The 15,672-nt window shown below is 69.7% G+C and carries 9 protein-coding genes and 3 pseudogenes; 10 read left to right on the top strand and 2 right to left on the bottom strand.

Features of this window, described 5'->3' with window-relative positions:
• The first annotated feature begins 58 nt into the window (after positions 1-58).
• The 6 genes from B9D87_RS07425 (at position 59) to B9D87_RS07400 (ending at position 7,058) form a co-directional block, all read left to right on the top strand.
• Complete coding sequence (locus B9D87_RS07425) at positions 59-1,096, top strand: helix-turn-helix transcriptional regulator (protein WP_007770851.1); 1,038 nt, start codon at positions 59-61, stop codon at positions 1,094-1,096.
• Entirely contained in the window at positions 1,093-2,061 is a 969-nt protein-coding gene (locus B9D87_RS07420; protein ID WP_007770852.1) for a helix-turn-helix transcriptional regulator, read from the top strand. Before B9D87_RS07425 ends, B9D87_RS07420 begins: the two co-directional genes overlap by 4 nt.
• Positions 2,062-2,160: 99 nt before the next feature.
• Entirely contained in the window at positions 2,161-2,439 is a 279-nt protein-coding gene (gene tatA, locus B9D87_RS07415) for a Sec-independent protein translocase subunit TatA (protein WP_007770853.1), read from the top strand.
• A gap of 43 nt (positions 2,440-2,482) precedes the next feature.
• Positions 2,483-3,439, top strand: a complete 957-nt coding sequence (gene tatC, locus B9D87_RS07410; protein WP_085977795.1) for a twin-arginine translocase subunit TatC — start codon at positions 2,483-2,485, stop codon at positions 3,437-3,439.
• A gap of 19 nt (positions 3,440-3,458) precedes the next feature.
• Complete coding sequence (locus B9D87_RS07405) at positions 3,459-6,227, top strand: DEAD/DEAH box helicase (protein WP_007770855.1); 2,769 nt, start codon at positions 3,459-3,461, stop codon at positions 6,225-6,227.
• Between the two features lie 66 nt (positions 6,228-6,293).
• Entirely contained in the window at positions 6,294-7,058 is a 765-nt protein-coding gene (locus B9D87_RS07400) for a DUF4333 domain-containing protein (protein ID WP_007770856.1), read from the top strand.
• 12 nt (positions 7,059-7,070) lie between these two features.
• Here the strand turns inward: B9D87_RS07400 and B9D87_RS07395 are convergent, their stop codons facing one another.
• Positions 7,071-8,027, bottom strand: a complete 957-nt coding sequence (locus B9D87_RS07395; RefSeq protein WP_007770857.1) for a 5'-3' exonuclease — start codon at positions 8,025-8,027, stop codon at positions 7,071-7,073.
• 123 nt (positions 8,028-8,150) lie between these two features.
• Here B9D87_RS07395 and B9D87_RS07390 point away from each other — a divergent pair.
• The 4 genes and pseudogenes from B9D87_RS07390 to B9D87_RS07375 all read left to right on the top strand — a co-directional run bounded on the left by B9D87_RS07390 (position 8,151) and on the right by B9D87_RS07375 (position 15,181).
• A pseudogene (locus B9D87_RS07390) lies at positions 8,151-9,277 on the top strand (M24 family metallopeptidase).
• Between the two features lie 5 nt (positions 9,278-9,282).
• Positions 9,283-11,594, top strand: a pseudogene (locus B9D87_RS07385) (prolyl oligopeptidase family serine peptidase).
• A gap of 433 nt (positions 11,595-12,027) precedes the next feature.
• Positions 12,028-14,354 (top strand): annotated as a pseudogene (locus B9D87_RS07380) (putative alpha/beta hydrolase).
• Positions 14,351-15,181, top strand: a complete 831-nt coding sequence (locus tag B9D87_RS07375; RefSeq protein ID WP_007770863.1) for a hypothetical protein — start codon at positions 14,351-14,353, stop codon at positions 15,179-15,181. Before B9D87_RS07380 ends, B9D87_RS07375 begins: the two are co-directional and overlap by 4 nt.
• 50 nt (positions 15,182-15,231) lie before the next feature.
• Here the strand turns inward: B9D87_RS07375 and B9D87_RS07370 are convergent, their stop codons facing one another.
• The gene (locus tag B9D87_RS07370) at positions 15,232-15,642 is read right to left on the bottom strand and encodes a F420-dependent biliverdin reductase (RefSeq protein ID WP_007770864.1); all 411 of its coding nucleotides are present in this window, start codon (positions 15,640-15,642) and stop codon (positions 15,232-15,234) included.
• Between the last annotated feature and the right edge of the window lie 30 nt (positions 15,643-15,672).

Genomic DNA, 15,672 nt, shown 5'->3' with positions numbered 1-15,672 from the left:
CCGCGACGCGGACCGACGTGGAAGCGCCAGACGAGGTCCATCGAATAATCTGGAGCCAATGGCGACGTCAAAAGTCGAGCGGTTGGTCAATCTGGTCATCGCCCTGCTGTCCACCCGCGGCTACATCTCGGCGGAGAAGATCAGGTCGAGCGTGGCTGGTTACTCGGACAGCGCCAGCGCAGAGGCGTTCTCGCGCATGTTCGAGCGGGACAAGAACGAGCTGCGGGACCTCGGCATCCCCCTCGAAGTCGGCCGGGCGTCGGCCTGGGACCCCACCGAGGGCTACCGGATCAACCGCGACGCCTATTCGCTGGCGCCGGTCGACCTGACCCCCGACGAGGCGGCCGCGGTGGCCGTCGCGACCCAGCTGTGGGAGTCACCCGAACTCATCACCGCCACCCAGGGCGCGCTGCTCAAACTGCGCGCGGCCGGCGTCGACGTCGATCCGGACGCGCCGGTCGCCATCGCGTCGCCGGCCGGGGTACCGGGCCTGCGTGGCTCGGAGGAAGTCCTCGGAATCCTGTTGTCCGCCATCGATTCCGGCCAGGCCGTGCAGTTTCCGCACCGGCCGTCGCGGGCCGAGCCGTACGCCACCCGCACCGTCGAGCCCTGGGGGGTGGTCACCGAGAAGGGCCGCTGGTACCTGGTGGGCCACGACCGCGACCGCGACGCGACCCGCACCTTCCGGCTCTCCCGGATCGGCCCGGACGTCACACCGATCGGCCCGCCGGGCGCCGTCACCGTGCCGAAAGACGTTGACCTGCGCAAGATCGTGGCCCAGACCGTCACCGACGTGTCATCGCCGATCGTCGGGCAGGCCCGGGTCTGGGTGGCCGACGGACGGGCCACCGCGCTGCGCCGCGCCGGCAGGCCCGTCGGCGCGCGCCAAGTCGGCGGTCGCGGCGGCGAGGTGATCGAGCTCGACATCTCCTCCGCCGACCAGCTGGCCCGTGACATCGCCGGCTACGCAGCCGACGCCCTGGTGCTCGACCCGCAGTCGCTGCGCGACGACGTGCTGGCCCGGTTGCGGGCGCACGCGGGCGTGGACGCCGTCGGTGCGGGGCAACCGCCGGGCCGCGGGGGCGTGTCCGCATGACCCCCATCTCCACCCGCCTGATCCGGCTGCTGAACATGGTGCCGTATTTCCAGGCCAACCCGCGGGTCACCCGAGCCAAGGCCGCCGCCGACCTCGGGGTGTCGGCCAAGCAGCTCGAAGACGACCTCAACCAGCTGTGGATGTGCGGTCTGCCCGGCTATTCCCCCGGTGACCTCATCGATTTCGAGTTCTCCGGCGACACCATCGATGTGACGTTCTCCGCGGGCATCGACCGCCCGCTCAAGCTCACCTCGCCGGAGGCGACCGGACTGCTGGTCGCGCTGCGTGCGCTCGCCGACATTCCGGGCGTCGTCGACCCCCAGGCCGCGCGCAGCGCGATCGCCAAGATCGAGGGCGCCGCGGGCGCGCTCGGGCACGACGCCTCCGCCGCGGCGTCGGCCGTCGACGAGCCCGCGCCGGTGGAGAACCGCGCCGCCGCCGCGGTGCGCGCTGCCGTCCAGTCCCGGCGCGCGCTGGCCATCGACTATTACTCCGCCTCGCACGACACGCTGACCAGCCGGATCGTCGACCCCATCCGGGTCCTGCTGATCGGCGGCCAGAGCTATCTGGAGGGCTGGTCGCGCGAGGCCGAAGGCGTTCGGTTGTTCCGTTTCGACCGGATCGTCGACGCCAGCGAGCTCGACGAGCCGGCCGCACCGCCCGAGCCGGTGCTGCAGGCCCCGCCGGACACGTCGCTGTTCGACGGCGACCCGTCGCTGCCGTCGGCCAAGCTGCGGGTGGCGCCCGCGGCGTCCTGGATGTTCGAGTACTACCCGATGCGCGACGTGCGCGAATTGCCCGACGGCTCCTGCGAGGCCGTGATGACCTACGCCTCCGAGGATTGGATGACGCGGCTGGTGCTGGGCTTCGGGGCCGACGTGCAGGTGCTGCAGCCCGCGTCCCTGGCGCAGCGGGTGCGCGACGCCGCCGCGGCCGCCGTGACGGCCTACGAGGCCCTGAACTGATAAAAGCCCAGGCGACGCGGTGCACCGCGGCACGGCGCGGGCCCGCCGCCGCACGGCGCAACTGCGGTAGCATCGGGTGAACGTCTGGAGGTAATCAAAGTGGGCAGTCTTAGTCCGTGGCACTGGGCGATCCTCGCGGTCGTGGTGATCTTGCTGTTCGGTGCCAAGAAGCTCCCCGATGCGGCGCGTTCGTTGGGTAAGTCGATGCGGATCTTCAAGTCCGAGCTCCGCGAAATGCAGACGGAGAACAAAGCGGAGACGTCGGCCCTGGGGACCCAGGGCGAGGCACCCGCGGCGAACCCCACTCCCGTGCAGTCGCAGCGGGTCGACGCGCCGTCGCCCAGCGAGCAGGGGCACACCGAAGCACGTCCGGCGTAGCCGCCATCACCGTCGCGCTGCCCGAGCGCACTGACCGAGCATCGTGAGAGTCTTCAAGGTTTCAGCGCGCACTTCCGGCCTGCTGAGGCGCCTCAACCCCCGTAACCGGCGCAGCCGAACCAACCCGGATGCGACGATGTCGCTGGTCGACCATCTGACCGAGCTGCGCACCCGGCTGCTGATCTCCCTGGCCGCCATTCTGGTGACCACGATCTTCGGGTTCGTCTGGTACTCGCACTCGATCTTCGGGTTGGAGAGCCTCGGCGAGTGGCTGCGCCACCCGTACTGTTCGCTGCCGCAGTCGGCGCGCGCGGAGATCAGCCCCGGCGGGCAATGCCGGCTGCTGGCCACCGCGCCGTTCGACCAGTTCATGCTGCGGCTCAAGGTGGGGCTGACGGCCGGGGTGGTGCTGGCCTGCCCCGTGTGGTTCTACCAGCTGTGGGCGTTCATCACGCCCGGCCTGTACCAGAAGGAGCGCCGCTTCGCGGTCGCGTTCGTGATCCCCGCCGTCGGGCTGTTCCTCGTCGGCGCGGTGCTGGCCTACTTCGTGCTGGCCAAGGCGCTGGGCTTCCTGCTGACCGTCGGCAGCGACGTCCAGGTGACTGCGCTGTCCGGCGACCGGTATTTCGGCTTCCTGATCAACCTGCTGGTCGTCTTCGGCGTCAGCTTCGAATTCCCGCTGCTCATCGTCATGCTCAACACCATCGGCGTGCTGCCCTACGAGCGGCTCAAGGCGTGGCGGCGCGGCCTGATCTTCGCGATGTTCGCGTTCGCGGCAATCTTCACCCCCGGATCCGACCCGTTCTCGATGACCGCGCTCGGGTTGGCGCTGTCCGTCCTCTTGGAGTTCGCCATCCAGATCTCCCGGCTGCACGACAGACGCAAGGCCAAGCGTGCAGCCCAGGCCGCGATCCCCGACGACGAAGCATCGGTCATCGAACCGCCCACCGCGATACCGGAGCCGTCGGTCACCGCCGGGCAACACGACGATGTCACCTGATCCGTCGCCGCCCCCTGACGTGGCGGAGCTGGTGGAGCTCACCCGGTTCACCGCCGAACTGCCCTTCGCCCTCGACGGCTTCCAGCGTCGGGCGTGCGCGGCGCTCGAACGGGGCCACGGCGTGCTGGTCTGCGCGCCCACCGGCGCCGGCAAGACCGTTGTCGGCGAATTCGCCGTGCACCTGGCGCTGGCGTCCGGCGGCAAGTGTTTCTACACCACCCCGCTCAAAGCCCTGAGCAACCAGAAGCACACCGACCTGACGGCGCGCTACGGCCGTGACCGCATCGGCCTGCTCACCGGCGACATGTCGGTGAACGCCGACGCGCCCGTGGTGGTCATGACCACCGAAGTGCTGCGCAACATGCTCTACGCGGATTCGCCTGCGCTGCATGGGCTTTCGTATGTGGTGATGGACGAGGTGCATTTCCTCGCCGACCGGATGCGCGGCCCGGTGTGGGAGGAGGTGATCCTGCACCTGCCCGACGAGGTGCGGGTGGTCAGCCTCTCGGCGACGGTCAGCAACGCCGAGGAATTCGGCGGCTGGATCCAGACGGTGCGCGGCGACACGACGGTGGTGGTCGACGAGCACCGGCCGGTGCCGCTGTGGCAACACGTGTTGGTGGGCAAGCGGCTGCTGGATCTGTTCGATTACGACCACGAGAGACCGGCCGCGGATCGTCAGCCACGCGTCAATCCCGAACTGCTGCGCCATATTTCGCACCGCCGCGAGGCGGACCGGATGAGCGACTGGCAACCCCGCCGCCAGGCGGGCAGGGGAGGCGCCGGGCGGCCGTCGCGTCCCCGCCTCTACCGGACGCCGTCGCGGCCGGACGTGATCGCCACCCTGGACTCCGAGGGGCTGCTGCCGGCGATCACGTTCGTGTTCTCCCGGGCCGGCTGCGACGCCGCGGTGCAGCAGTGCTTGCGCTCGCCCCTGCAGCTGACCACCCAGGAGGAGCGCGCACAGATCGCCGAGGTGATCGAGCACCGGTGCGGCGACCTCGCCGACGCGGACCTCGGCGTGCTGGGCTACTACGAGTGGCGCGAGGGGCTGCTGCGCGGCCTGGCGGCCCACCACGCCGGCATGTTGCCGGTCTTCCGCCACACGGTCGAGGAGCTGTTCACCGCCGGGCTGGTCCAGGCCGTGTTCGCCACCGAGACGCTGGCGCTCGGCATCAACATGCCGGCCCGCACGGTGGTGCTCGAGCGCCTGGTGAAGTTCAACGGCGAGCAGCACGTGGCGCTGACACCGGGGGAGTACACGCAGCTCACCGGGCGCGCCGGGCGGCGCGGCATCGACGTCGAGGGCCACGCGGTGGTGCTGTGGAATCCCACCGAGGAGACCACCGAGCCGTCCGCGGTGGCCGGGCTGGCCTCCACCCGCACCTTCCCGCTGCGCAGCTCGTTCGCCCCGTCGTACAACATGACGATCAACCTGGTCCAGCAGATGGGTCCCGAGCAGGCGCATCGGTTGCTGGAGCAGTCGTTCGCGCAGTACCAGGCCGACCGCTCCGTGGTCGGGCTGGTGCGCGGCATCGAGCGCGGGACCGCGATGCTCGACGAGATCGCCGGGGAGCTCGGCGGAGCCCAGGCCCCGATCCTCGAATACGCGCGGATGCGGGCCCGCATCAGCGAGATGGAGCGCGCACAGTCCCGCGCGTCGCGGCTGCAGCGACGGCAGGCCGCCAGCGACGCGCTGGCCGCGCTGCGCCGCGGCGACATCATCAACATCACCCACGGCCGGCGCGGCGGCCTGGCGGTGGTGCTGGAATCGGCCCGCGACAGCTCCGATCCGCGGCCGCTCGTGCTCACCGAAAACCGTTGGGCCGGCAGGATTTCGACGGCCGACTACTCGGGTGCCTCGGCACCGGTCGGTTCGATGTCGCTGCCCAAGCGGGTCGAGCACCGCCAGCCGCGGGTGCGGCGCGACCTGGCGTCGGCGCTGCGCTCGGCCGCGGCCGGGCTGACCATCCCGTCCCGGCACCGCGGCGGGCGCGGAGACACCGACGGTGCTTTCCATGACCCGGAGCTGGCGTCGTTGCGTGAACAGCTGCGCCGGCACCCGTCGCACAACACGCCCGGCCTGGAGGCGCAGGTGCGGCAGGCCGAGCGTTACCTGCGGATCGAACGCGACAACGCGCAATTGGAGAAAAAGGTTGCGGCGGCCACCAATTCGCTGGCGCGGACCTTCGACCGGATCGTCGGGTTGCTTACCGAGCGCGGCTTCATCGAGGGGCGCGACGGCGACCCGCGCGTCACCGACGACGGCCGGCTGCTGGCGCGTATCTACAGCGAAAGCGACCTGCTGGTCGCCGAATGCCTGCGCACCGGCGCGTGGTCGGGGCTGAAGCCTGCCGAGCTGGCGGCGGTGGTGTCGTCGGTGCTCTACGAAACGCGGGGTGGGGAGGGGCCCGGGGCGGGCTTCGCCGCCGACGCGCCGACCCAGCCGGTGCGGCAGGCGCTGCAGCAGACGTCGCGGCTGTCGATGGCGCTGCGCGCCGACGAGCAAACGCACCGCATCGCCCCCAGTCGCGAACCCGACGACGGCTTCGTCAACGTCATCTACCGCTGGGCCAGGACCGCGGATCTGGCCGCGGCGCTGGCGGCCGCCGACCCGGCCGGCACCGGATCACCCCTGCTCGCGGGGGATTTCGTGCGCTGGTGCCGCCAGGCGCTCGACCTGCTGGACCAGGTCCGCAACGCCGCTCCGGACGCCGAGTTACGGGCCACCGCCAAACGGGCCATCAACGACATTCGGCGCGGCGTCGTCGCAGTTGACGCCGGGTAGGCTAGGCCGGAGCTACCGTTAAGCGCCGAAGAGTTCACGCCAAGACACCAAGGCTGAGGGAGAAAGATGAGCGGACCGCAGGGATCGGACCAGCAGTGGCAACCGCCTGGTCAGGGTCAAGGTAGCGATCACTCGTCGGAGCCGACTCAGGTCGCACCGACCTGGAACGAGCAGTCGAACCAGGAGACGTCGTGGCAGGCCCCGGCCTACACGCCGCCCGCCGACTACCCGCAGTATCAGCAGCCTGCCGAACAGGCGTACCCGCAGCAGTACCCCCAGCAGCAGCCGGGCTATGCGCAGCCCGGTCAGTACGGGCAGCCCGGCCAATACGCCCAGCCCGGGCAGTACGCCCCGCCGGGCCAATACGGTCAGCCCGGCCAGTACCCGCAGCCCGGTCAATACGGCCAGCCCGGTCAGTACCCGCAGCCCGGCCAGTACGGCCAGCCGGGCCAGTACCCGCAGCAGTACCCCGGCTACGAGCAGCCCGGCAAGAAGCGACCCGTCGGGCTGATCGCCGGCGTGGGCGGCGCGATCGCCTTTCTGCTCATCGCGGTCGTGCTGGTGCTCGGCTTCTGGCAGCCGGGGTTCTTTGTCACCACCAAGCTGGACGTCAACAAGGCGCAGGCCGGGGTGCAGCAGGTCCTCAGCGACGAGACCAACGGCTACGGCGCGAAGAACGTCCAGAACGTCAAGTGCAACCACGGCCAGAACCCCACCGTCAAGAAGGGCGCCACGTTCGACTGCGACGTCAGCATCGACGGCGCGCCCAAGCACGTGACGGTGACGTTCCAGGACAACAAGGGCACCTACGAGGTCGGCCGGCCGCAGTAGCCGGCGGCCGCGTCAGTTCGGCAGCGCGTCCAGGGCCTTCTGCAGGCGGGCGATCGACGAGCCGACACCCAGCTCGGTCGCCAGTTCGGCGGTGCGCCGCGGATCGGCGGCGACCAGCGGAAGTTCGTCGTCGGGGGTCGAGAAGGTGACCGGCGCGTCGGTGGCCACCCGCACCACCTTCCCGGCCGCCTCGATGTAGTCCAGCGCGCCCAGCAGTTTCGTGCGTATCCCCTTGGCCATCTTCGACTTCGGGTCGTGGGCGGCGGCCAGGATCTGATCCAGGGAGCCGTGCTGGGCCAGCAGGGTTGCCGCGGTTTTCTCGCCGACGCCCGGAACCCCGGGCAGGCCGTCGGAGGGATCGCCGCGCAGCAGGGCGAGTTCTGCGTAGGCGGCGCCGGCCCGATCCACCGGCACGCCGTAGTGTTCGGCCACCTCGTCGGGCCCGAACAGGGTGGCCCTGCTCAGCCCGCGGCCGAGGTAGAGCACCCGGACCGGGACGGGATCGTCCGCCACCACCTGCAGCAGGTCGCGGTCGCCGCTGACCACCACCACCGGATCGTTGCGTTCCCGCGCCGCCAGCGTGCCGAGCACGTCGTCGGCCTCGAAACCCGCCGCCCCGGCCGTCGGAATCCCAAACGCGTCAAGGAGTTCGGCGATCATGTCGATCTGGGGCGTCAGGTCGTCCGGGACTTCCTCGATGTCCGGCTCGTTCTGCGGCTCTTCCTCGGCCACCCGGTGGGCCTTGTAGGACGGGACCAGGTCCACCCGGAACTGGGGCCGCCAATCGAGGTCCAGGCAGACGGCCAGCCGGCGGGGTCGCTGCTGGGTGATCACCACGGCCACCGAGTCGATGAAGCCCCGGACGGCGTTGACGGGCCGCCCGTCGGGTGCGGTGATCGAGGACGGCACCCCGAAGTAGGAGCGGAACCACATGCTGGCGCCATCGAGCAGTACCAGTGGCGATCGCAAGCGCGAAGCCGGGCGCGGTGCGTCGCCGCTCGTCGAGCTCAGCGGTGATGGGGGTGCTGGCATGCCGGTTATGGTCTCACGCCGCCGCGAGGCGGCGTGCGATCGAGCATTAGCCTGGCTGCCATGGAGTCTCACCGCTTCGACGCAGCAGTGTATGAGCGCCGCCTGGCCGCGGCCGCCGCGGCGGCGGCCGGCGCCGGTCTGGCGGGGCTGGTGATCACGCCGGGCTACGACCTGCGCTACCTCGTCGGGTCGCGCGCACAGACGCTGGAGCGGTTCACCGCGCTGGTGTTGCCGGCGTCGGGTGATCCGACGGTGGTGGTGCCGCGGCTGGAGCTGGCCTCGCTCAAGGGGTCCGCCATCACCGAACTCGGCCTGGCCGTACGGGATTGGGTCGACGGCGACAACCCCTACGATCTGGTGGGCGCCGCGTTGGGCGGTGCCCCGCCGCGACCGCCGTCACCGATGCCATGCCGGCGCTGCACCTGCTGCCGCTGGCCGGTGTGCTCGGCGTGCTGCCGGTGCTGGCCACCGATGTGTTGCGCACGTTGCGAATGGTCAAGGAGGAATGCGAAGTCGACGCGCTTCGCAAAGCCGGCGCCGCCATCGATCGGGTGCACGCGCGGGTGCCGGAGTTTCTGGTCCCGGGCCGCACCGAGGCCGACGTGGCCGCCGACATCGCGGATGCCATTGTGGCCGAAGGTCATTCGGAGGTCGCGTTCATCATCGTCGGCTCCGGGCCGCACGGCGCCGACCCGCACCACGGGTATTCGGATCGCGAACTTCAGGTCGGTGACATCGTCGTCGTCGATATCGGTGGCACCTATGAACCCGGCTACAACTCCGACTCGACGCGCACCTACAGCATCGGTGAGCCGAATCCAGAAGTGGCGCAACAGTATTCGGTGCTGCAGCGCGCCCAGCGCGCGGCGTATGAGGCGGTGCGCCCGGGCGTGACGGCCGAGCAGGTCGACGCCGCCGCCCGTGACGTGCTGGCCGGGGCCGGGCTCGCCGAGTATTTCGTGCACCGCACCGGGCACGGCATCGGGTTGTCGGTGCACGAGGAGCCGTACATCGTCGCCGGCAACGACCTGCCGCTGGCCGCCGGCATGGCGTTCTCCATCGAGCCCGGCATCTACTTTCCCGGCCGCTGGGGCGCCCGGATCGAGGACATCGTCGTCGTCACCGCCGACGGTGCCCTGGCCGTCAACAACCGGCCGCACGAACTGATCGTGGTGCCCGCGTCCTAGCAGCGATGACGGCCCCGCCGCGTACGTTGGGGCAGGTGTCGATCCTGGACCTCCCGCTGCTGCCGCTGCGCATCGCGCGTCACGTCGCCGACGCGGTGCTGCACCACACCGCACCCGCACCGGCACCCGCGCCGGCGCCGCCGGGCGAGCTCATCGTGGTCGACGGGATGCCCGAGGGCGTGCCGCCCGCCGCCCGGCGCCCCGAGCCGCGGCTTCCCACGCCCGCGGGGTGGCCATTCGGTGAGGAGTTCCCGCGCACGTGCGGCGCCGGACGGGTGGCCGGCGGCGCCCTGTTCTGGACCGACTTCCTCTACGACGACCATGGCGCGACGGGCATCCCGATCGGCGACCTGAAGATTCAGGCGCCGCCGCGCGGAACCTACGTCTATCCCGACGGGCCCGCGGCCGGCAACGGCGCCGACGTCTTCCGCGTCGCCATCGGGCTCACCGAGACGCACACGTGGTGGCGGATCGACTGGAACACGCTGCTGGACGCCGCGATTCCGGTCGCGCTGTTCGCCTTCGACACCGACCCGGCCCGAACGGCGCCCGAGGACTGGCCCGCCGGAGCCGGCGTGCGCTCGAAGGGCATCGACATGGCGCTGCTGGTCTCGGGAAGCGGCGCCGCGCTGATCGACCTCACCACTCAGGTCAGGACGCCGGTCGAGGCCAGCGTCGACATGGCGTCGCGGTCGTTCCTGGCGCAGGTCCCGCGGGCGCTGGCGGAACCCACCGGAAGCTGGACGGTCCGCCTGGTCGCGGGGCTGGCCAACGCGGCGGGGGACGGGTTCGCCGACGTGTCCGCCCTGCACGGGGCGCTGCCCGGGCAACCCAACGTCTACAACGTGGCGTTCCGCACCAACGAGCAGGAGCCGCCGCACCTGAACTTCTGGTCGGACGCGGCCCAGGCCGCCGCCCTGACCCACGGCGACGTCTCCGAGTTCGCGCTGACGGTGCCGTGGGCCCGGCTGGCGGCCCGCGAAACCGCTCCCGAGCCGGTGATCACCGGCCCTTCCACCCGGTGGTACGTGTCGTCGGTCGAACTCGGCCAGGGCCTGGAGCAGGGCTGGGCCGCCAACGACATCTTGAGCACCAAACCGCAATTCCTCGGCCGGGTGCAGCCGTATTCGATCTGCCTGCCGTCGAGCTACGCGCCGGGCCGCGTTCTGCCGCTGACCCTGCTGCTGCATTCCCTGTCACTCGGGCAGAGCCAGTTCGCCGCGATCGACCCGCGACTGTTGGACGAAGTGTGCGAGGGCCGCGACTCGGTGGTGGTCACGCCGCTGGCCCGCGGGCCGTCCACGTGGTACTTCGACACCGGCGAGCTCGACGTCTGGGAAGTGTGGGCGCGGGTCGCCGAACAACTGGGCACCGATCCCAATCGCACCGTGATCTCCGGCTATTCGATGGGCGGGTATGCGACGTACAAGCTGGGGCTGAGCTACCCGCAGGTGTTCTCGCAGGCGGTGGTGCTGGCGGGGCCGCCGACGTGCGGTGTGCGGCTGCTGCCCGACGTCGACATCCCCGCCGACCTCGATCCGGACACGCCCTGTGCCCGCGAGGGTGACACCTGGAAGCTGTTGGCCAACGCCCGGTGGCTGCCGTACGTGATCGCCCACGGGCTGCTCGACGAACTGGTGCCGTTCGCGTCGGCCGCCGAGCAGGTGCTGGAGCTGGACCGGCTGGGTTACCGGCACCGGTTCAGTGTCTACCCCGTGGAGGATCACATCGCCTGGGTGTTCCAGGACAAGTTTGAGGATCCGATTTCCCACATGGGAACCGCTGCGCGCCAAGCGGATCCGGGACACATCACGTTCGCCTGGTATCCGCAGCTGGTGCGCACCGATCTGGGGATCGGGCCGCACCAGGTGTGGTGGTTGTCGGAGCTGGCCGCCGACCCCCAGGTGACCGCGCGGCGGGGGCCGTCGCCGAAGTCGACGCGCGCTCGTACGCGCGCCCGGATCCCACGCACACCATCAGGCACCACCGCGGCGTCATTCCGGGCTTCGAGCCGACGCCCGGTCTCTACAGCGAGCTGGACTGGCAGGTGGGACGGCCGGTGGGCCCGCTGCCGTATCTCACGCTGCGCCTCAACGGGGTTGCCGCTCTGCGGGTCGATGTCGCGCGTGCCGGGCTGGCCGCGTTGCCGAAGTCGACCATCACGGTGTCCACCGATGTCGCCACCCGGATCACGCTGGGTGGCTTGCCCGCGGCGGTTGACGTTCGGCTCGACGGCGAACCAGCCGGGCCGACCGTCGCGGTGTCGCCTGGCCGGCACCGCATCGCATTGACGGCCGCGACGGCTGTTGATGGCTGAGTTGTCGCGCCGGGGGGCGGTGGCTAGTTTGGCGAAGCGATCATCGGGTGAATAGCGGCGACGGGCGGACCTGAGCGAAAATTCCGCACGTGGCTCCCTTGGCTGTCGATCCGGACGCGATGTTGCTCGCCGGCACCGGTGTGAGCGTCGTCGGCGACGGCATTGCCGCAGACCCGAGCCCGTCGTCGGCCGGATTCGCGAGTAACAGCGGCCGGGACCGATGCCCGCCGCGGCGCCGGCGCCACGATCCACAGTCGCGCCCACCTAGAGTGCAGGGTGAATTGATCACCAGCCTGCGGCGGATCGGCGAGCGCCGGAAAGGGGTGACGGTGCCCGTCGGGAGCGTCGCGCGGCACTCCGGGCCGTGCTGCGCTGACCTTCGCGCGCAGGACGCGGTCGACCGGTCGCCGCCGTGCGGTATGGAGACGCGGTGCTGCAGCTGAAGCATCTCACCATCGCCGAGCTGGTCGCCGGGGCCGGCGGCGACCCGTGGGGGGTCAACCGGACCCTGCAGGCCGGCCAGCCGGGGCAGATCTCCAACCTCGCCAAGGCGTTCTTCGGCGCGGGGCGCCACACCGCGGAGGCCGACACCGCCTTCGCGCAGGCCCAGCAACGCTTCAATGCCGCCTGGAACCATCAGGACGGCGCGAGCCCGATCAACGACTCCGATGAAGTGCAGCGCACCGTCAAATCGCTTGGCGCGCAGTCTGAAAAGTTGCCCAAGATCGGTGCCGATCTGGAAAACATCGCCGCCGCGTTGGCCGATGCGCAGAAGTCCGGAAACCAAGAGATCGCCACCTTGGAAGGTGAGTTGGAGCAGCTCGATCACCTGATCGATTTGGCGGAGCAGGATCTGCGGGACCACCCCGACGCGCAGAGCCAGCAAGAGCTACACGCGGTCATCAACGCGCTCAAGAGGGCAGCGGTCAACGACACCAAAGATGCTCTCCACCAGCTGCATACCATCCGCGACGACTACGCGAAGTCGCTGCATCACGGACAGACGAATCTGGCCGACGACGGGTATGACCCGGGCCGGGTGTTGGGCGTCGACGGGCACGAGGCCGAGACGCCCGACCAGGCCGAGCACGACGTGCAGGACGCGCTGAAGGGCGACAAGGGGGCCGCCGCCCGGGTCAACGGTGTGCTGAATACGATCACCCCCGATCAATTGGCGGGCAGGGCGCCGTTAAGCGCTGAGCAGGCTTCGGTATTGAGCCAGCTGCAGGCGCAAGAACATGGCATGTCGGTCGATGCGCTCAGTACCGCCGAGCAGCGCCTCGGCGACCAGAAAGGCATGATCGGCAATTCGTTGCAGCTGATGAGCAACCCGAATCTCACCTTCCCCAAGACCCCGTTGACGATTGGTGCCAACCAGGGATCCGACACAGTCAAAGGCGGGCCGCCCAGCTGCCCGACAGTGTTCAGCGGCTGCTGACCGCTCACTGGCCGGACCTGCGCCAGATGAACCAGCTCGCCGGCATCGTCAAAGACGGGAACCCGCGCCTGCAGGCCAACACCGACTTGGACCGGGGAATGGTGAAACAGGCATCGGCACTGATGAATAACCCGTTCTGGCGCGCCGGTGAAGGACAGGCCGGCGATCTCAAACCCAATATCGACCCGACGGTGTCCAACGTCCTCTCGGCGGTCTCGCCGGATCACCAGGTCGTGCACGACGCCATGACCACGGGCGACCACGACCGGTTCCTGCAGAACCTCACGCACCACTACTGGCAGGACCACGGCCAGGCGGTGAGCTCACTGTTCTCCTGGACCGGGGATACGACCCAAGGGCCCGAGGCAAGGATCGCCGCCGAAACCGCACACGCCTACAGCGCCTACGTCGGCGGCCACCAGCAGGACCTGTTGAACCTGCCCGGCAATCACACTCTGGGACAAGTCAATCCGAATCTGGTGCAGGGCATGGCCCACGGGTTGGGCCCTTACGTCGACAACATCGCCGGTACGACCGGTGGACTGCCGGGTTTCGACCCCCTCGACAGCGAGGGTGATACCCGATCGGGCGCGTTGCCCATCGCTAAAGGCGTTTTCTCGGTCATCGACAGCGACCAGGCCGCCGGTCAGTACTTCAACGGCCAGGCCTATGCGCATGCCGTCGCTCACGAAGCCGCTTTCGGCAACGAGACGACCCACTCCGGTTACGACCCCCAGCTTTACGACGCCGCGACGTTGAAGGGTTTGGTCGACGTCGGGACTCACAACGCGTATCACGCAAACGAGGTGAACGGCTATCACCAACAGTTGTCCGAATACGATTTGAAGAAACAGGCGTACGAGGCCGGGCTGACCGGCCTGAGCACGGTGGCCGGGCTACCGCCGGGCGTGGGAACGGTGGCCGGCCCCGCGCTCAACGTTCTGGGACACGGTCTCGAGAACAGCATCCTCGGGCCCGCGCCGAGCGCACCGGGGGAGAACCCCATACAACCGATGGACATCGGAATCGCGGATCAAGGAATGACCAACGCTCTGCTCGGCGCCGGGCACAACGTCACACTTCCGGAAGGGTATGTCGTGTACGACGATCAACATCCGCACGGGCGACTCGCGACTCTCGACGAAGTGCGGGCGAAATTCCCCGGCCTCACCGCCAGTCAGTACGACGGCGTGATCGGCCCGGCCTTGTCGCACGCGATCGCGTTGCCGCCCGACGAAAAGATGTCTCCGGATGAGTGGATGGCCACCCGCTACGACAATGTCGTCGGCGTTCCGCACGCGGACCAGGGGCTCCCGAAATGACGACTCTTCCGCGCAGGTTCGGCGGCGGTGCCGGGGCGTGCGCGATATTCGCCGTGTTCTCGCTGGCCGGATGCGGCTCGGACGCACACCGTGAGGGGGCCCCGACGCAGCCTGCGCCCGCTGCCGGTTGGCCGGCGGCCCTCAACGATTTCACCGTGGTCTGGACCGCAGAACCCGGGATCGACGTCACCACCGGGCCCGCTGTGCCGGTGCGCGCCTACACCGAGTCCTACCTGCTCGCCTCCGTCACGGGCGACAACAAATACCTCTATCCCGGCTTCGCGCAGTCGGTCGATCCCAACCAGTCCGTCGACCATCCCACCGGCACCCAGTTTCTGTGGCCCAAGACCGACGATCCGGCGAAGACGCCCTGGGTGGGCACCGACCAGGCGCACATCGCGTCGGTGACGACGTCCGGTCGGGACGTGACGGTGGTGGTCTGCGAATACACATTCGGCTCAGCCCAACCGGCCCGCAAGGGTTACGTGCCCAATATCGGTCAGCCGCCGCCGTATTCGGGCATCGACCCGATGCGGATCACCATGACGGCCCCCGCCAAACCCGGACCGGAAGCTCCGCAGCAGGGACCGGCCCGCGCGCCGTCCGTCGACGTCTTCAACGGCTGGAGGATCACCAGCCATCAGGGCGGTTACTTCGCCCGGTCCGGAGTCGGCGACGAATGGCCGAACGCCGCCGAAGACAGAAACACCTGCCTGGCGAAGGCGCCCCAGCACCCCGATCTCCAACGCGGAGGCGAATACCCGCGCGCCGACTTTCCCACCCAACCGCCATCGCCGGGATGGCCGGCCCCGAACGCGGCATCATGAGGACCCAGGCGGGCAAGCTTGCGCGCTCACCGGCTCCGCCTGGCGCGGGATCAGGCGCCCCGGTCCAAAAGATCCGATGACCCCAGCACCCGCTCGATCTGAACCTCGATGACCACGCGTCGCGGGTTGGGGCGCGGCGTGCGATAGCGCTGGGCGTAGCGCAACTCCGCGTCGCGCACCGCGTCGACGTCGCTGTTGACCTTGGACCGGCCTTCCAGCGACAGCCACCGCGCGCCGTCGACCTGGCTGAGCACGGCCAGCCCGCCGCGATCGGCGTTCACCGCCTTCTGCGACCCCCCGGTGGTGATCACCCGCGCGATGTGCGTCTTGGGGTCGAAGGTGAAACCGACCGCCACCACGTGCGGTGAATTGTCGGCTCGCAGCGTGGTCAGCATGGCCAGATGGCGTTCCGACAGAAACGCCAATGCGTCGTCGGTGAGCCGGGTAGTGGTATTCGCCATCACCGCCCACGCTAGCGCAGGTGATAATCG

It is taken from the genome of Mycobacterium colombiense CECT 3035, from assembly GCF_002105755.1.
Lineage (GTDB): Bacteria > Actinomycetota > Actinomycetes > Mycobacteriales > Mycobacteriaceae > Mycobacterium > Mycobacterium colombiense.
Note: the sequence above shows the minus strand (reverse complement) of the source record. Positions and strands in the feature narration are given on the sequence as shown.

Coding starts and splice junctions, on each gene's coding strand:
- B9D87_RS07425 (WP_007770851.1), top strand. CDS start 59: ATGGCGACGTCAAAAGTCGAGCGGTTGGTCAATCTGGTCATCGCCCTG.
- B9D87_RS07420 (WP_007770852.1), top strand. CDS start 1,093: ATGACCCCCATCTCCACCCGCCTGATCCGGCTGCTGAACATGGTGCCG.
- B9D87_RS07400 (WP_007770856.1), top strand. CDS start 6,294: ATGAGCGGACCGCAGGGATCGGACCAGCAGTGGCAACCGCCTGGTCAG.
- B9D87_RS07375 (WP_007770863.1), top strand. CDS start 14,351: ATGACGACTCTTCCGCGCAGGTTCGGCGGCGGTGCCGGGGCGTGCGCG.
- B9D87_RS07370 (WP_007770864.1), bottom strand. CDS start 15,642: ATGGCGAATACCACTACCCGGCTCACCGACGACGCATTGGCGTTTCTG.